Consider the following 16,818-nt stretch of genomic DNA (forward strand, 5'->3'; position numbering starts at 1 on the left):
GAATTGTACCGTATGCCAGCGTGATCGCCGCGCATGCACTTTGGCTACTTTTCCCGCCAGCCTTTCAATAGCACCAGCACCGCGCCACTACCGCCATCCACCGAACGGGCCTGCGCAAATGCCAGCACTTCATCGCGTTGCGCCAGCCAGTTCTTCAGCTTGAGTTTCAACACGGGCTCCTTGTTCTTCGAACCCAGGCCCTTGCCGTGGATGATGCGCACGCAGCGCTGGTTGCGCAGGCGGCAGTCATGCAGGAATTCGGCCACGGCCAGCCGGGCGGTATCGATGGAATGCCCATGCAGATCCAGCCCCGCTTGTACTACCCACTGGCCGCGCCGCAGCTTCTTGAGCGTATCCAGCTTCATGCCGGGGCGGAGGTAGAGCAGCTCTTCGCCGGTTTCCAGTTCGTCCCACGGCCAGAAATCGCTCATGGCGTCGGCCATCACCTGCGCTTCGTCATGCCAACGTTGCAAGGGCCACGGGCTGGGGCGGGGCAGGGCGTGCTGGTGGCGGTCGTGCACGATCGGTCGGGAGCCCGCAGCGGCCAGCATGAAGAGTTCGTGGTCGCTCAATGGCGGCGGAGCGGCAACGACGGCCGGCGCAGGCTTGGCCTTGGGGGCGCTGAGCGCTTTTTGCAGCGGTTTGAGCTGGTGATAGAACGGGCTCGACTTGTCGGGCTTTTTCATGATCGGTGCGTGGGAAAAGGCAGTGCCCGTTGGATTGGCAGATGGGGCTCGGGCGGATGGGCTCACTTTACCGAAATGCGGGTGATGCCGGCTGAATTCGTGGTGCCGGGGTAGGTACCGACTTGATCGCTGGTCGTAAACAGCCCCCCTTGGTTCAGGCTGTTTGGTTCAGATGGCCTGGTGCAGGCTTATGCCATTGGACTGTGTTACCTATACTTCATCAATACATTCATCAATTCACCAGATCGGCCATAACGAGGGGAACTGCATGGTGCTGGACTTGGGCGGCGCATTTCGATCATTGGCTCGTTTGTTCAGCGGGGCTGCGGTGTCCGATTCCGCGCCGGGAGGCAGCATGGCAGGCAGTGGCGAGACCAGCGATGTGTTCATCTCGACCTTGGTCGCGACCGTGTGGCAGCGTCGGCTGGCCTGGGGTGTGGTCGCGGTATCGATTCTGGTCTTTCTGGTGGCTGCGCCGTTCGCGAAGGTGCCGCTGGTCAAGGTGCCGGCGTTTATCCCGATCTATGAATCGGCCCTGGTCATCAACGACTTGATCACCGCGATCTTGCTGTTTGGCCAGTTCGGCATCTTGCGCTCCCGTGCGTTGCTGGTGCTGGCGGTGGGCTATCTGTTCACCGCTTTTGTGGCGGTGGCGCATGCGTTGACCTTTCCCGGCCTGTTCGCGCCGACCGGTTTGCTTGGGGCGGGGCCGCAGAGCACGGCTTGGCTGTATATGTTCTGGCACGGCGGGTTCCCGCTCTTCGTCATTGCGTATGTACAGCTCACCGACGGCGTTCGCGCATCGCTCCGCTTGAGCGGCAGGCCAGCACTGACGGTTGTTTGCTGCGTCGGCGCGGTGTTGGCGGCGGTTTGTGGTTTTGTGCAGCTGACCACAACCGGCCAAAGCCTGCTGCCCAATATCATGCAAGGCAACCACTACACGTCGACGATGATCGGCGTGGTGTCCAGTGTGTGGGCGTTGAGCATGCTGGCCCTGATCTTCCTGTGGCGACGCCGGCCGCATTCGGTACTCGATTTGTGGCTGATGGTGGTGATGTGCGCATGGATGTGCGATATCGCGCTCTCGGCCGTGCTCAATGCCGGGCGCTTCGATCTGGGCTTCTACGTCGGGCGCATCTACGGCTTGTTGGCGTCCAGTTTCGTGCTGGCGGTGTTGCTGTTGGAAAACGGTTTGCTCTACGCGCGCCTGGCTGAAGCGCATGCCAGCGAGCGGCACAAGTCGGCCGAGCTGGAGGCCGCAAACCGTGATCTGGAGTCGTTCTCTTATTCGGTATCGCACGATTTGCGCGCGCCGCTGCGGGCGATCGATGGCTTCTCGAAAATGCTGGCGCGTGGCTACAGCGAACAGCTGGATGACGAGGGCAAGCGTTTGTTGGGTGTGGTGGTGGCCAACTGCAAGCAAATGGGCCAACTGATCGACGATCTGCTCGCGTATTCCCGCCTGGGCCGCCAACCGCTACGCCGGCAACCGGTGGATTTGTCTGACTTCGTGAGCCAGATCTTCGATGGTTTGCGCACCAGCCAACCCGAGCGCGTGATCGAGTTCATGGTCGGTGCATTGGGTTCGGCGCAAATCGATCCGTCCTTGTTCAAACAGGTGCTGGTGAATCTGATCAGCAATGCCATCAAGTTCACGCGCGATAAAACGCCGGCCGTGATTGAAATCGGTCGCGAGGACGGTGGCGATGCCCCGACGATTTACTACGTGAAAGACAACGGTGCGGGTTTCGATATGCGTTATGCCGAGCGCTTGTTCGGCGTATTCCAACGGCTGCACAGCAATACCGAATTCGAAGGAACCGGCGTTGGGCTGGCAATCGTGCAGCGCATTATCAATAGTCACGGCGGCCGGATTTGGGCGGATGCCAAGGTGGGAGAGGGGGCTACGTTCTATTTCACCCTGTCTGCAGCCGGAACCGTGGATGGGGTGGCATCAAAGTCGAATGCATCGGGTCAAGAAAACAATTGATTCGTATCAAGCCTATGCCAGTTAATTGTCAGCTCCATCCTGAATTCATCACGAAATTGCAAAAAAACGTTGATATTTCCTTTCTAGTTAGGAATGCATTTTCGACAGACGGTCGTGCAATTCGGACTGTCAGTTGCTTGATGTATATGTGTTTTGGTCGTGATGAACTAATACTTGAAGAAGAGGAAGTGCGCCAAGTTTTGCTTTCACATTTGGAAAGATGTTGAGTCTGCGGTCATTGGGGTTGTTGCAGGGTGATATCCCATCGCGATGATTCGACAGCTTGAGCCTTCCGGGGGAACACGTTACGACGGCCATCATCGGGTCGTCCGCCGGTAGGAGACCATCATGTTGGCGAGTTTGCTTGGACGTTTGATGCTCTGGCAGAAGTTTGCCATTTTGGGCGTGCTGGGTGCTTTGCTGGTCGGGCCGCCGCTCTATCTCTATATCCGCGATACCAACGTCGGCATCGATGCTTCGGTGATCGAACAGAGCGGGATTGGTTCTGGCAAGGCCGCGTTGCAATTCCTGCAACAAGTTCAGCAGCACCGAGGTTTATCCGCCGCCTTTCTAGGCGCGAACCAATTGGCGGATAAACGTCAGGCCAAGCAGGCCGAAGCAGATGAAACCCTCAAGTCGCTCGAAGCGCAATTGAAAGACGCCGATGCCACGACCAAGGCGCAATTGACGCAATTGCACAGCGATTGGGCCGCACTGGAAGGCGGCGTCACCGGCCATTCGGTGTCGGTGCTGGAGAGTTACAACAAGCACACTGCGCTGTGCATCTCGATCCTCAAATTCATTGAGCAAATCGCCGATATGTCCGGCCTGTCGCTCGACCCGGATGCCGACACCTATTACCTGATGCGCGCGGTTTATTTTGATACGCCGGCATTGGCAGAGGCACTGGGCGAAACGCGCGCCAAGGGGGCCAGCATCCTCGCGACCAAACAGATCGATGCCAATTCGCGGGCGCTCATGAGCGGATTGATCGCCCAGTCTGTCAGCGTGAATGATCAGATGGCCAGCACCTTCGGCAAGGCCATTGCCGCGAATGCGTCCTTGAAAGACAAGCTCGATGCCTTGCTGGCAGATGCGACCAAGAACGCCAAGGATGCCGCCGCGCTTGGCAATGGCAAGGTCGCGCTGGCCGAGCAGCCGGATTATCCGGCACCGGATTACATCGCATTCTTCACCCGATCGATCGATTCCCAGTTCAAGGTCATCGACGTGGCCATGGGGCAGTTGGAGATGCTGATCGCCAAGCGCATCAGCACCCAACGCACCACGCGCAACCTGCTGACGGGTGGGGTGATGTTGATTGCCGTCATCGCGGCCTTGGTCGGCTGGGTGATCGCTGCGAGCATCCTGACGCCGGTGCAGCATGCGCTCAAGGCGGTGCAGGCGGTGGCGCAAGGGGATCTGAGCACGCGCATCGTGGGCGAAGGGCGCAGCGAAACAGGCCAGATGTTGAGCGCCTTGATCGCGATGCAGGTTGCCCTGCGGGAGACCATCGGTGCCACGCTACGCAATGCCGACGATGTCGCCCAGGCGGCCACCGAGATGGCGGCCGGCTCGAACCAGGTGTCTGCGGCATCCAGCCAGCAGGGTGAGGCTTCGGCATCGATGGCGGCAGCGGTGGAGCAGCTGACCGTGAGCATCGGCCATGTCACCAATAACGCGGGTGAGGCACAGCACGCATCGGCCTCGGCGGAAGAGTTGTCGGTCGAAGGCACCAAGGTGATTCAGGGCGCGGCAACCAGCATTCGCGGCGTCGCCGACCAGATTCGCGCCACTGCCGCGATGATTTCGGATCTGGGAGAACAGTCACAACGCATTTCCGGCATTGTCTCGGTGATTCGGGATGTGGCCGAGCAGACCAATCTGCTGGCGCTCAACGCGGCGATCGAAGCCGCCCGGGCGGGCGAGCAGGGGCGAGGCTTTGCCGTGGTGGCCGACGAAGTGCGCAAGCTGGCAGAGCGCACCAACGGCGCAACCCGTGAAATCGGCGACATGATCAAGCGCATTCAGGAGATGACCGCCGATGCGGTGGCCGGCATGAACGGGGCGGTGGTCACGGTGGATGGGGGCGTCAATCTGGCCAATCAGGCGGCCGAGGCCATCGAGAAGATTTCGCTCAGCGCCGCCGATGTTGAATCGGCTATCGATGTGATCAGCGTGGCATTGCACGAGCAGATGACCGCCAGCAACCAGATCGCCATCAACGTCGAGCGCATCGCGCAGATGTCGGACGAGAACAGTTCCTCCGCACAGAGTTCGGCCCAGGCCGCCCGGTCATTGCAATCGCTGGCGATGGAGATGCGCAACGGGGTGGCGCGGTTCCGTCTGCATTGACCTGCCTTGATGGGCTGCATAAGTCGCAGCTAACTCTGGTTGGCGATAATGCGTTGATGGGTCATACCTTGGCCTGATCCGCCGCGTTGCTCATAGCGCGCGGAAAGGGATTTATATGAAACGCATCCCGCAGGGCGCAGCCGGCAAACGTGCGCCATTCATCTTCTACCTCATGCTGGCAGCGCTGATCGGAGCTGCATCGATTGCAGTGCCGCCCGTGCAGGCGGCGGAACAAGCCGCGCCAGCGGAAAAAAATCCGCCGGGCGATATCCCGGATTCGCAAGTCTTCGTCACTTACAAATCCCCGCTGGGCTTCTCGCTGAAAGTGCCGGAAGGCTGGGCACGCACGGATCGGCCGGACGGAGTCGGCTTTGCGGACAAGTTCAACCTCATCGATCTGGCGGTTAGCCCGGCGGCCAGCGCACCCACCGTGGCGTCGGTGACCGCCAACGAAGCCGCCGCGCTGGCCAAGACTGGCCGGGCCGTCAAGATCACCGCCATCAAGAGCGTGAAGCGCCAGGCCGGCACCGCCATCCTGATCGCCTACACCTCGAATTCCGCACCCAATCCGGTGACCAGCAAGCAGTTGCGGCTGGAGCACCATCGTTACCTGTTCTATCACGGCGGCAAGGTCGCGACGCTGGATATGTCCGCTCCGTTGGGCGCAGACAACGCCGATCAATGGTTGCTGATGGCGAACGCATTCCGGTGGGATTGAGATGTTGCCCCTGGCCGCCTTTGAGCTGTACCGCTTCTATCACAGCGGCGATGCCGAGACGGCGGCATTGCGGGGCGTCTCGCTAACGCTGCAGGCGGGCGAACTGGTGGCCGTGATGGGGCCATCCGGCAGCGGCAAATCCACACTGTTGGCCTGTCTGGCGGGCCTCGACGAGCCTGACGGCGGCCATGTCGAAGTGATGGGCCAGCGCTTGTCGCGTCGCACGGAGGCAGAGCGGGCATCTGTGCGGGCCCGGCATATCGGCATATTGATGCAAGCCGGCAATCTGTTTGAACACCTCTCGCTGGAAGGCAATCTGCGTCTGCAGCTAAAACTGGCAGGGAAATCCGGCTCTGAATCCGGTCAAAAACGGATAGATCAGCTGCTGGACGATATGGACCTCACCGCGCATCGCCATGCCGGCTTGCCGCAGCTATCGGGCGGCGAGGCCGCGCGGGCCGGTCTGGCGGTAGCCTTGTCGACCAATCCCGATGTGCTGCTGGCGGATGAGCCGACCGCCGAAGTCGACACCGCGACAGAAGCCCGCATTCTGGAACATCTGCTAGCGCGACGCCGTGCCGGGGGCGCAATGCTGATCGCCACGCATAGTCCGGCGCTGGCGGCGCAGGCGGATCGCCTGATCCGGATTCAGGATGGACGCCTCGCTGATGGCTGATGCGCTCATTCAGGCGACGGATGTTGGCCGCGCTTATCGACAAGGCAGCGCTACCGTCGCGGCAGTGGTCGAGGCGACGTTCCAGCTGCAACCCAAGGATCGCATGGCACTGATGGGGCGCTCCGGCAGCGGCAAATCGACCTTGCTGCACCTGATGGCCGGGCTTGATCGGCCCGACAGCGGCAGCCTGCTCTGGCCCGCCTTGGGTGCTGCTGAATCGTTGTTGCCGGCAAAGATCGCGCTCGTTTTTCAGGCACCGAGCCTGCTGGAGCCGCTCACCGTTGCCGAAAATGTGGCCTTGCCCTTGTTGATGAGCGGCGCAGTGGTGGATACCGATGCAGCGGTGACGGCTGCATTGGCAACGTTCGGCCTGACCCATCTGGCGGACAAGCTGCCGGAAACGCTCTCCGGTGGCCAAATGCAATGCGTGGCGATGGCGCGGGCGATTGTCGGCCAGCCCCAGCTGATTCTGGCTGACGAGCCGACCGGGCAGCTGGATCGCGTCACCGGGCAAGCCTTGCTGGATGCGTTATTGCAGCATCTGGCCGGCACTGAAACCGCACTGGTGATCGCCACGCACGATCCCGCCGTTGCCGAACGCATGACGATGATCTGGCGAATGGATCATGGCCGCCTGCTTGCCGACGGGCAAAGAGAGGTGGTGGCATGATCTGGCTGTGGCTCGGCGGTTTGATTCGGGAACGCCAAGGACGTCTGGTCGGCATGATGACGGGCATCGCGCTCTCGGTTGCGCTGCTGGCTGCGCTTGGCGCGTTCCTGACCCAAAGCGCGGCATCGATGACCCATCGCGCCATTGGGAGCGTGCCGGTTGATTGGCAGGTGCAGATCGCGGCTGGCGCATCGTTGCCCGACATCGCCAAGGTGCTTGCGCCTGGCGTGTCGAAGCAACAGACCGTGGGCTATGCCGATGTCGACGGGTTTGAGGCGCATACCGGCGGCACGGTGCAAACCACCGGCCCAGGCAAAGTGCTTGGTGTGGATGCCCAATATCGACTGGACTTTCCTGAGCAGCTACGGAGTCTGGTCGGCAATCTTGATGGCGTGCTGGTCGCGCAGCAAACAGCGGCAAATCTGCACGTGGGCATGGGTGACAGCGTACAAATCCATCGCCCTGGTCTGCCGTCCGCCGAAGTGAAAGTCGCCGGCATCGTCGATTTGCCCAATGCCGATTCGCTGTTCCAGGCTGTTGGCGTACCGCCCGGCGCTGCGCCGCAAGCACCGCCGGACAATGTGTTGCTGTTGCCTCTGAGTACTTGGCACGGCCTGTTTGATCCGCAAGCCGTTGCCCGCCCTGACTCGGTGCGAATGCAGCTGCATGCCGGTCTGGCACACGACCGACTACCGAATGATCCCGAGGCGGCGTTTGTAGCGGTGCAGGGGGCGGCGCGCAATCTTGAGGCACGCATTGCCGGCAACGGCGTAATTGCGGACAACCTCGCCGCACGGCTGGATGCCGTGCGGGGTGATGCGCTGTATGCGCGGGTACTGTTCCTGTTCCTCAGCGCGCCCGGCTGCTTGCTGGCGGCCTTTTTGACGATTGCGGTGGCAGCATCGGGCGGTGATCGGCGGCGGCGCGATCAAGCCTTGTTGCGGATTCGTGGCGCGTCGCGGTCGCAGATCATGCAGTTGGCGGCGGTGGAGGCGGGTGTCGTGGGTGTTGGTGGAGCAGCGATTGGAGTAGGGCTGGCGGCGCTCATCTCGTCGATGCTACTGCAGACGACGATTTTTGCTGGCTCTGCTGCAGTCTGGGTCGCCGGTGCGGCGTTGGCGGGCGTGCTGTTGGCCCAAGCTGCCATTCTCATCACGGCGTGGCGCAATTTGACGCTGACCACGGTCAAGGATGCCCGCATGGCGCTGGGGCAGGAGCGCGCCCGGCTCTGGCAACGCGTCGGGCTTGATTTCATCTGCCTGGGGCTGTCGGCCATTGTCTTTTGGCGGACGTGGAGCACTGGCTATCAAGTCGTGCTGGCCCCGGAAGGCACGCCGTCATCGTCGGTCGATTACATCGCGTTTCTGGCCCCGGTGTTGCTGTGGCTGGGTGCCGGCCTGCTGACTACCCGCTTGTGCCTGATCGGTCTGGGCCTTGGTCGTGACCAGCTGGCCCGCGTGTTGCGGCCACTGGCTGGCCCGCTGGCCGGCATCGTCGCGGCTGCCATCAGCCGCCAGCGTCGCCGCATCACCCAAGGCATCGCCTTGGTGGCGCTGGGTTTCGCCTTTGCCACGTCGACGGCGATTTTCAACACCACCTATCACGCGCAAACGCTGGTCGATGCGGCGTTGACCAATGGCGCGGATGTGACGGTGACGGGGACCGCACAAGCGCCTGCATCCGCCGCACTTCAAACGCTGCGTGCCTTGCCCGGCGTGATGGCGGCGCAGCCGATGCAGCATCGCTTTGCCTACGTTGGCAATGATTTGCAGGATCTGTATGGCATCGATGCACGCCATATCGGCGAGGCCACGCGAATGTCGGATGCCTATTTCGCCGGCGGCGATGCAACACGGACGCTGGCGCTGCTGGCGCGTACGCCGGATGGGGTACTGGTATCGGAAGAAACCGCCAAGGACTTCCAGTTGCAGCTAGGCGATGCGCTGAACCTGCGGCTGCAAAATGCGCGCGATCACCAGTATCACAGCATCCTGTTCCACTATATCGGCATTGCGCGCGAGTTTCCCACTGCGCCGCATGATTCTTTCCTGGTCGCCAATGCTGCGTATGTCAGTGAGCAAACTGGCGCAGCGGGGGCGGAAATCGTGTTGTTGCAAACGTCCGCCGCGCCGGCGCGGGTTGCCGTTGCGGCCAAGCTGGCGACGGCAGCTTGGCCTGGAATCAAAGTCACTGATATCGGGCAGGCCCAGCATCTGATCGGCTCCAGCCTGACCGCTATCGATCTGGGCGGCCTGGCTAGGCTGGAACTGGGATTCGCGGTGCTGATGGTGGCTGGGGCCACCGGACTGATTCTGGCGCTGGGGCTGGCTGATCGGCGGCGCACCTTCGCCATTCTCTCCGCGTTGGGCGCAAAGCCGCGCCAGTTGGGTGTTTTCTTGTGGAGCGAGGCGTTGTTGCTGTTCATCGTGGGGGCGCTGGTCGGCATGCTGACCGGTTTTGGCTTAGCGTGGATGCTGGTCAAACTGCTGACCGGCGTGTTCGACCCGCCGCCGGAGTTGATCAGCGTGCCGTGGTTCTATTTGCTGGCCTTGATCGGCGTGGCGCTGCTTTCCGTGGTCGCTGCCGTGATCGGGGCGTTGCGGGAAACCGGTGTGCCCGCGGTGCAGCGGATGCGTGAAATCTAGGCGTCGTGAAAAACGGCCAGTTTTCGAAGCGGAGATCTGTAGGAGCGAGCTTGCTCGCGATGGCAATGGTGAATGATGCAGTGCTAGTCGCGAGTAAGCTCGCTCCTGCAAGGGGTTCAACCCCAAAAAAAGCGCCGTTCTCCTTGAGGGGAGAACGGCGCTTTTTACTTGGCAGGGAAGCGCGTTTACAGCTTGCCAGCCACCCAACCCTGCACGCCAGCCAGCGCTGTGGCGAGGTTTTCCGGTTGCGTACCACCGGCTTGCGCCATATCCGGTCGACCGCCGCCCTTGCCGCCGACTTGTTGTGCGACGAAGTTGACCAGTTCGCCAGCCTTCACCTTGCCAGTCAGATCAGCGGTGACACCTGCCACCAAGGACACCTTGCCGTCGGCTACGGCCGCCAGCACGATGGCGGCAGAGCCGAGCTTGTCTTTCAGCTTGTCCATGGTTTCACGTAGCGCGTTGCTGTCTGCGCCCGGCAGCTCGGCGGCGAGCACCTTGGCGTTGCCGATGACGATGGCGTTGTTCACCAGCTCGTCACCCTTGCTGGCAGCGAGCTGGCCCTTCAGCTTGGCCAGTTCTTTTTCCAGCGCCTTGGCGTTGTCCTGAATCTTTTCCAGCTTCACGAGCAACTCACCCGGCTGTGCCTGTGCAATGCCAGCGGCAGCCTTGAGTTCGGCTTCTTGCGCTTGCACCACGGCCAGCGCGCCTTCGCCGGTGACGGCTTCCACGCGGCGCACGCCAGCGGCAACGCCGCCTTCGGCCACGATCTTGAAGAAGCCGATGTCGCCGGTGCGGTGCACGTGCGTGCCGCCGCACAGTTCGGTGGAGAAGTCGCCCATCTTCAGCACGCGCACTTCATCGCCGTACTTCTCGCCAAACAGGGCCATCGCGCCGGCCTTGATGGCGTCGTCGTAGCTCATCAGGCCGACGTCGACCGCGTAGTTCTGCATCACCACGTGGTTGACCATGGCTTCGATCTTGGCGAGTTCTTCGCTGGTGACCGGCTTGGGGTGGCTGAAGTCGAAACGGGTACGTTCGGCGTTGACCAGCGAACCCTTTTGCTCGACGTGCTTGCCCAACACTTCGCGCAGCGCAGCGTGCAGCAAGTGCGTGGCTGAGTGGTTGCGCTGGGTGGCATTGCGCTGATGCAGGTCGATGGTGGCAGTAACGGCATCGCCGACTTTCAGCGAGCCGCGTGCCAGCTTGCCTTGGTGGCCGAATACATCGGCCTTCACCTTTTGCGTATCGGTCACGTCGAACAGCGCGTTGACGCCACCAGCGGCGGAAATCTCGCCGGTATCGCCAACCTGACCGCCGGATTCGGCGTAGAACGGCGTGTTGTCGAGCACGACCACACCTTCGTCGCCGGCATTGAGCTGCTGCACTTGCTCGCTGCCTTTGTAGAGCGCGATCACGTTCGCCTCGAAGCTGGTTTCGCTGTAGCCGTGGAAGCAGCTGGCGTCGCCGTCATAAGCCAGACCGGCCGCCATCTTGAACTGGCCGGCCGCCTTGGATTGTTTGCGCTGCGCATCAAGCGCGGCTTCGTAACCGGCCATGTCGACGGTCAGGTTGCGTTCGCGGCAGACGTCGGCGGTCAGATCGATCGGGAAGCCGAAGGTATCGGACAGCTTGAAGGCGGTTGCGCCATCGAGTTCCTGTTTGCCGCCAGCCAGCGCTTCATCTAGCAAGGCCATGCCGTTTTCGAGCGTGCGGCCGAAGATTTCTTCTTCCTGGCGCAGTGCGTCTTCGATGGCGGCCTGACGCTGGCGCAGCTCCGGGTAGGCATCGCCCATCAATTCAGTCAGCGGGGCGACCAGCTTGTGGAAGAAGTAACCCTTCTGGCCGAGCTTGTAACCGTGGCGGACGGCGCGGCGGATGATCCGGCGCAGCACGTAGCCACGGCCGTCGTTGGCCGGCAGCGCGCCATCGGCGATCAGGAAGGAACAGGCACGGATGTGGTCGGCGATGACCTTGAGCGACGGGGTGTCCTGGCTGTACTCAACGCCAGTTTCGCGCGCGGCGGCTTTCAGCAGGTCAACGAACAGGTCGATTTCGTAGTTGGCGTGCACGTGTTGCAACACAGCGGAGACGCGCTCCAGGCCCATGCCGGTATCGACCGAGGGTTTGGGCAGCGGGTGCAGCGTGCCGGATTCATCCCGGTTGAACTGCATGAACACGTTGTTCCAGATTTCGATGTAACGGTCGCCATCCTCTTCCGGCGACCCCGGTGGGCCACCCCAGATGCCTTCGCCGTGGTCGTAGAAAATTTCGGTGCAGGGGCCGCACGGGCCGGTGTCGCCCATTTGCCAGAAGTTGTCCGAAGCGTACGGCGCGCCCTTGTTGTCGCCGATGCGGATCATGCGCTCGGCCGGGATGCCGACTTGCTTGTGCCAGATGTCATAGGCTTCGTCGTCGGTAGCGTAGACGGTGACCCAGAGTTTTTCCTTGGGCAGATTCAGCCAGGACGGCGAGGTGAGGAATTCCCACGCGTATTTGATCGCGTCTTCCTTGAAGTAATCGCCGAAGGAGAAATTGCCGAGCATCTCGAAGAACGTATGGTGCCGCGCGGTGTAGCCGACGTTTTCCAGATCGTTGTGCTTGCCGCCGGCGCGCACGCATTTCTGGCTGGTGGTGGCACGGGTGTAGGCGCGCTTGTCGAAGCCGAGAAACACGTCCTTGAACTGGTTCATGCCGGCGTTGGTGAAGAGCAGCGTCGGGTCGTTGGCGGGGATCAGGCTCGACGAGGCGACGATCTGGTGGCCCTTCGAGGCGAAGAAGTCGAGGAATTTCTGGCGAATCTCGGCGGTTTTCATGGTTGTTTGGGGTACGCGCGGATTGAATACGAAACCGCCAATTCTACAAGGAAATGAAGTCCTTGCGGTCAAGGGCTAGGTAGGGGCTATTTACGTGCCGGCTAGCGCAAAACCGCGGCCATCTTTGAATGAAGTACATATTTGTTTGTTCCGCCTGTGAAATAAGTCGGGGCGCGCTTGCGGGCGAGCGAACGACAATGGCCAGACGGCGGCGCCAGCCGCTTTGTTCATCACTACGCCAAGGGGGCCCCATGTTTCCAGAGTTTCGTGACCGTATCTCCCAGCTCAAGACCGAGAACGCGCATTTCGCCAAGCTGTTTCACCGGCATAACGAACTGGATCAGGAAATCAAAAATCTGGAGGCTGACAAAATCCCGTCGGCCAGCATCCAGATCGAGAATCTGAAGAAAGAAAAACTCCGCTTGAAGGATTCGCTGTACGCCATCTTGCGTGAAGCGCCCGCAGCTTAAGCCTGAGTGGCGGGTTCCGCAGAAAATTGCAGCACCCGCCCAACACATCTCCCGCCATCATTCTTCCGATGGCAAGCAACTACCCCAACGTCGCCACAAACCGCGCCACATAGTCATCCGCTGGCGCGTGCCGGATTTCCTCCGGCGGCGCGTCTTGCACCAACTGGCCATCTCGCAACATGGCGATGCGCTGCCCCAGTCGGAATGCCTCCGCCAAATCGTGTGTGATAAAGACGATGGTCTTTTGCAGCTCGGCCTGCAGATCAATAAGCAGTTGCTGCATATCACGCCGGGTGAGTGGATCGAGCGCCGAGAACGGTTCGTCCATTAATAGAATGTCCGTTTCCATCGCCAGTGCCCGTGCCAGACCCACCCGCTGGCGCATGCCACCGGAGAGTTCGTGCGGATGGCGATCGTGATAACCCGTGAGTCCGACGCGATCGATCCAGCGCCGGGCTTTGTCGAGCACCGTCGCTTTCTTTTCGCCACGCGTGAGCAGTCCGTAGGCGACGTTGCCTTGCACCGTCTCGTGCGGCAACAGGCCAAAGCCCTGGAACACCATGCTGATGCGTCGGCGGCGCAAGTCGCGCAGCCCGGCGGCATCGAGTGACAGAATATTTTGCCCATCGAGCAGGATGTCGCCATCACTGGGGTCGATCAGCCGGTTGAAATGACGCACCAGCGTCGATTTGCCCGAGCCGGACAAGCCCATGATCACGTGGGTGTGGCCGGCTGCGATGGCGAGCGAGACGTCATGCAGGCCGACTTGGCAGCCCGTTTCAGCCTGAACGGTCGCCTTGTCGGCGCCGCTGCGCAGCAATTGCAATGCGCGTTGTGCGGCAATGCCATAGATCTTGCTGATATGGCGGGCTTCGAGCCGGGGCGGTGGCGGGATTTCAACGGGATTCATGGCCGCCCGTTTCGCGGCTTCGCGTCATGTTTTGCAGTCGTTGCGATTGGCCATAGGCCTGCGTGATCCGATCGATGACGATGGCGAGCAGCACGATGGCGATGCCTGCCTGTAGCCCCTTGCCCACATCCAGTGTCTGGATACCGGCCAGCACGTCTTCACCCAACCCGCGTGCGCCGATCATCGAGGCGATGACGACCATCGCCAGCGCCATCATCACCGTCTGGTTGAGGCCGGCCATGATCGAGGGCAAGGCCAGCGGCAATTGCACGCCCACCAACAATTGCCAGCGCGTGGTGCCGAATGACCAGGCGGCTTCGGTGATTTCCGGATCGACCTGCCGGATGCCCAGTTCGGTCAGCCGGATCAGCGGGCAGACGGCATAGACCACGGTGGCGAGAATCGCCGGCACCTTGCCCAGCCCGAACAGCATCACGGCCGGGATCAGGTAGACGAAGGTCGGCAGGGTCTGCATGACGTCGAGCACCGGTAACAGCAGTCGGCGGGCGAGTCGGGATTGTGAAATCAGGATGCCGGTCGGTAGTCCGATCAGCACTGCCAGCGCCGTGGATACCAGTACCAACGCCAGCGTTTGCATCAGCAAATCCCACAAGCCGAAGCAACCGATCAGGTAGCAGGCGGCGACAATGCCAGCCGCATGGGCGAGACGGCGGGTGGCGTGCCATGCCAGCAGGCCAATCAGGATCAGCATCAACCATGCTGGCGTGCCGCGCAGCAGCCGTTCAATGGGCAATAGCCCGCCTTGTAGTAACAGATCGTTGACTACATGCAGGCTGTCGCCAAAACGGCTGACCAGTGTTTCGACGGCGCGGTTGACCGGGGCCTTGATCGATATAGGGAGAAAGATATCCATGCGGCGTCGTTATTTGGCGACCTTAGCCGCGACATCGGCCGGCAGCCAGCCGCGCCACAGCTTGCCTTGATTGGCAAAGAAGGTTTTGGCTTGGGTGGCGGCGTCGGTCTTGTTGTCGGCCATTTGCGCCAGCGCGTTGTTGAGGGTGTCGATCGGCACGTTGAAGCGGGTCAGGAAGCCGACCAGCGCCGGGTCGCCGTCGAACAAGGCTTTGGAGAGGCCGACCTGAATCACCGCCTCCGGCGCAGCGCTGCCGCAAGGGCTGGCGTGATCCTTGTCCGTCAGCGTCTTGAAGCAGGCTTCGTTGTACGCCGGCTCCTGCAGCTTGATGAACTTGTATTTACCCATCAGCGCAGTGGGGGACCAGTAATAGAACAGGATCGGTTTGCCGCGCTGATACGACGAGCTGATTTCCGCATCCAGCGCCGCGCCGCTGCCGGGGCGGAAGTTCACGTAACTGTCCAGCTTGTAGGCTTTCAGCTTCTGGCTGTTGACGCCTTCGCAGGTCCAGCCGGTCGGGCAATTGAGGAAGCGGCCTTTTTCCGGCTCTTCCGCATCTTTGAATAGCTGCTTATAGCTGGGCAGTTCCGCCACGGTTTTGAGTTGTGGTGCAGCGGGCTTGATGCCGCGCTTGGTATCGCCCTTGATCACGTAGTCCGGCACATACCAGCCTTCGGTCGCACCGACGATGACCTTGCCGACCGGTTTGACCTTGCCCTCGGCGGCGGCCTTGTTCCAGGCATCGCTGCGACCGACCCATTCTTCGGCAATCACCTGGATATCGTTGGTGGCCAGCGCGTTCTCCAGTGTGACCGTATTGCCCGGCACCAGCTCGACCTGACAACCGTAGCCTTTCTCCAGCACTGTCTTGATCAGTTCGGTGAGCAGTGCGCCGCTTTCCCAATTCAGACCGGCGAGCTTCACCGGCTTGCCGGCTTGGCACCATGGTGACGGCGCGGCGTGGCTGGCGGCGGCCAAGGGGAACGATGTAGCGGCAAGGAGCGCGGCAAACAGGGCAGGGCGATGTGACATGGGAGACCTCTTGGCAACAGTAGGAAATCAGAATGGCAGCAGATCGGTTGCGGGCAGCTTCTTAGTAGCATTTGTCATACCGTTTGTCAGCGCCATGCGCTGGATACCGCATGGGATATGCGTTTGCCATCCCTGCATGATGGCGGCTTTTCGGCCGGTTTTTGCGCGATACCGGTGCATGTTTGTTGCGTGTTTGTATCAATCGCCCCAATTCGGATCATTACCTACTTGACGCTTGTAATTGGGCTGATATAGTTTCAAACATACGTTTGAATAAAACGATGCGTGCTGCCTCGTAGTGCGCAATAAGGAGAGAGTGATGGCTGAATCTGCCAAGGCCCAGGAAACGTCGGTACGCATCCTTGATGCCGCCGAGTTGTTGTTTATCGAACACGGCTTCGACGGCACGTCGATGCGCATGATCACCCAATCGGCTGGCGTGAACATCGCTGCAGTCAATTACTACTTCGGTTCGAAAGACGGTTTGTATCGCTCGGTGTTCGAGCGTCGCACCGAACCGTTTGCCCGGCTGACGATCGCCAATATCGACGAGCTGGAACGCAACAATGCGACGCCGGACGTCCACGCCGTCGTGCAAGCCTTCATCAAGTCTGCCTTGCAATTGGGGACTGATCCGGCACTGGGCGGTCTGGTCTTCGTCAAGCTGCTGGCCCGCGCCTACGTCGAGCCGCATCCGATCCTGAAAGAAAGCATGCCGCGCCGTTATGGCGAAGTGGTGCGCCGTTATGCCGGTGCACTCGGCCGTGCGCTGCCCCACCTCACTGAAACGGAAGTGCACTGGCGCTTTCACTTTCTCACCAGCGCGATGTTCAGTGCCTTTGCCGGCAACAACGTGCTGCGTCTGTTCATGGAACACCCGGTTACCAACGCACGCGATCCGCAACTTGTCGCGCGCAATCTCATGCCCTTCCTCGTTGCCGGCCTGACTGCGCCGTCCGCGAATTAATCCAGGAGA

13 protein-coding genes are annotated in these 16,818 nt (G+C 61.2%); 8 read left to right on the plus strand and 5 right to left on the minus strand.

Translation table 11 applies throughout. The annotated features are described in order from the left end of the window. Nucleotides 1–44: 44 nt before the first annotated feature. A complete protein-coding gene (locus tag BR41_RS08390; protein ID WP_084186935.1) occupies nt 45–686 on the minus strand; it encodes a Smr/MutS family protein in 642 nt (213 codons plus the stop codon). Between the two features lie 268 nt (nt 687–954). On the opposite strand from BR41_RS08390, the gene BR41_RS22800 reads away from it, so the two are divergent. From BR41_RS22800 to BR41_RS08420, 6 genes are all read left to right on the plus strand, one after another. After that, the gene (locus BR41_RS22800) at nt 955–2,676 is read left to right on the plus strand and encodes an MASE4 domain-containing protein (protein ID WP_051710504.1); all 1,722 of its coding nucleotides are present in this window, start codon (nt 955–957) and stop codon (nt 2,674–2,676) included. A 375-nt stretch (nt 2,677–3,051) separates the two neighbouring features. Further along, nucleotides 3,052–5,031 carry a methyl-accepting chemotaxis protein gene (locus BR41_RS08400; protein WP_169741272.1) on the plus strand — a complete coding sequence of 660 codons (1,980 nt, stop codon included), beginning with the start codon at nt 3,052–3,054 and terminating at the stop codon, nt 5,029–5,031. Nucleotides 5,032–5,146: 115 nt separating this feature from the next. Then, on the plus strand, nt 5,147–5,749 hold the full coding sequence (locus tag BR41_RS08405) for a hypothetical protein (RefSeq protein WP_051710505.1): 603 nt from the start codon (nt 5,147–5,149) through the stop codon (nt 5,747–5,749). Nucleotide 5,750: 1 nt separating this feature from the next. Continuing rightward, the gene (locus tag BR41_RS08410; RefSeq protein ID WP_035055180.1) at nt 5,751–6,425 is read left to right on the plus strand and encodes an ABC transporter ATP-binding protein; all 675 of its coding nucleotides are present in this window, start codon (nt 5,751–5,753) and stop codon (nt 6,423–6,425) included. Beyond that, nucleotides 6,418–7,095, plus strand: a complete 678-nt coding sequence (locus BR41_RS08415; RefSeq protein ID WP_035055567.1) for an ABC transporter ATP-binding protein — start codon at nt 6,418–6,420, stop codon at nt 7,093–7,095. Before BR41_RS08410 ends, BR41_RS08415 begins: the two co-directional genes overlap by 8 nt. Next, nucleotides 7,092–9,740, plus strand: coding sequence for an ABC transporter permease (locus BR41_RS08420; protein WP_035055182.1), 2,649 nt, complete (start codon nt 7,092–7,094; stop codon nt 9,738–9,740). Before BR41_RS08415 ends, BR41_RS08420 begins: the two co-directional genes overlap by 4 nt. Nucleotides 9,741–9,925: 185 nt before the next feature. Here BR41_RS08420 and alaS read toward each other — a convergent pair whose 3' ends face one another. Continuing rightward, nucleotides 9,926–12,556: an alanine--tRNA ligase gene (gene alaS, locus BR41_RS08425; RefSeq protein WP_035055185.1), complete on the minus strand. Its 2,631-nt coding sequence runs from the start codon at nt 12,554–12,556 to the stop codon at nt 9,926–9,928. Nucleotides 12,557–12,807: 251 nt separating this feature from the next. Between alaS and BR41_RS08430 the strand changes: the two genes are divergently transcribed. Continuing rightward, nucleotides 12,808–13,026 carry an HP1242/YdcH family protein gene (locus BR41_RS08430; RefSeq protein WP_035055188.1) on the plus strand — a complete coding sequence of 73 codons (219 nt, stop codon included), beginning with the start codon at nt 12,808–12,810 and terminating at the stop codon, nt 13,024–13,026. 79 nt (nt 13,027–13,105) lie between these two features. Here BR41_RS08430 and BR41_RS08435 read toward each other — a convergent pair whose 3' ends face one another. Genes BR41_RS08435 through BR41_RS25120 form a run of 3 tightly spaced genes read right to left on the minus strand, consistent with a single transcriptional unit; the run spans nt 13,106 to nt 15,842 of the window. Further along, on the minus strand, nt 13,106–13,936 hold the full coding sequence (locus BR41_RS08435; protein WP_051710507.1) for an ATP-binding cassette domain-containing protein: 831 nt from the start codon (nt 13,934–13,936) through the stop codon (nt 13,106–13,108). Further along, nucleotides 13,923–14,810 (minus strand): ABC transporter permease, encoded by an 888-nt coding sequence (locus BR41_RS25115; protein ID WP_051710509.1) that lies wholly within the window; start codon nt 14,808–14,810, stop codon nt 13,923–13,925. Before BR41_RS25115 ends, BR41_RS08435 begins: the two co-directional genes overlap by 14 nt. Nucleotides 14,811–14,819: 9 nt before the next feature. Further along, on the minus strand, nt 14,820–15,842 hold the full coding sequence (locus BR41_RS25120) for an ABC transporter substrate-binding protein (RefSeq protein WP_035055190.1): 1,023 nt from the start codon (nt 15,840–15,842) through the stop codon (nt 14,820–14,822). 319 nt (nt 15,843–16,161) lie between these two features. Here BR41_RS25120 and BR41_RS08450 point away from each other — a divergent pair, with 319 nt between their 5' ends. Further along, entirely contained in the window at nt 16,162–16,809 is a 648-nt protein-coding gene (locus BR41_RS08450; protein WP_035055192.1) for a TetR/AcrR family transcriptional regulator, read from the plus strand. Nucleotides 16,810–16,818 lie beyond the last annotated feature (9 nt).

This window comes from Andreprevotia chitinilytica DSM 18519, from assembly GCF_000711875.1.
GTDB lineage: Bacteria > Pseudomonadota > Gammaproteobacteria > Burkholderiales > Chitinibacteraceae > Andreprevotia > Andreprevotia chitinilytica.

Bases quoted from the DNA above. Each gene is read 5' to 3' on its own strand.
- alaS (WP_035055185.1), bottom strand. From the start codon at position 12,556: ATGAAAACCGCCGAGATTCGCCAGAAATTCCTCGACTTCTTCGCCTCG.
- BR41_RS08420 (WP_035055182.1), top strand. From the start codon at position 7,092: ATGATCTGGCTGTGGCTCGGCGGTTTGATTCGGGAACGCCAAGGACGT.
- BR41_RS08390 (WP_084186935.1), bottom strand. From the start codon at position 686: ATGAAAAAGCCCGACAAGTCGAGCCCGTTCTATCACCAGCTCAAACCG.
- BR41_RS08435 (WP_051710507.1), bottom strand. From the start codon at position 13,936: ATGAATCCCGTTGAAATCCCGCCACCGCCCCGGCTCGAAGCCCGCCAT.
- BR41_RS08410 (WP_035055180.1), top strand. From the start codon at position 5,751: ATGTTGCCCCTGGCCGCCTTTGAGCTGTACCGCTTCTATCACAGCGGC.
- BR41_RS08400 (WP_169741272.1), top strand. From the start codon at position 3,052: ATGCTCTGGCAGAAGTTTGCCATTTTGGGCGTGCTGGGTGCTTTGCTG.
- BR41_RS08415 (WP_035055567.1), top strand. From the start codon at position 6,418: ATGGCTGATGCGCTCATTCAGGCGACGGATGTTGGCCGCGCTTATCGA.
- BR41_RS08405 (WP_051710505.1), top strand. From the start codon at position 5,147: ATGAAACGCATCCCGCAGGGCGCAGCCGGCAAACGTGCGCCATTCATC.
- BR41_RS25120 (WP_035055190.1), bottom strand. From the start codon at position 15,842: ATGTCACATCGCCCTGCCCTGTTTGCCGCGCTCCTTGCCGCTACATCG.
- BR41_RS22800 (WP_051710504.1), top strand. From the start codon at position 955: ATGGTGCTGGACTTGGGCGGCGCATTTCGATCATTGGCTCGTTTGTTC.
- BR41_RS08430 (WP_035055188.1), top strand. From the start codon at position 12,808: ATGTTTCCAGAGTTTCGTGACCGTATCTCCCAGCTCAAGACCGAGAAC.
- BR41_RS08450 (WP_035055192.1), top strand. From the start codon at position 16,162: ATGGCTGAATCTGCCAAGGCCCAGGAAACGTCGGTACGCATCCTTGAT.
- BR41_RS25115 (WP_051710509.1), bottom strand. From the start codon at position 14,810: ATGGATATCTTTCTCCCTATATCGATCAAGGCCCCGGTCAACCGCGCC.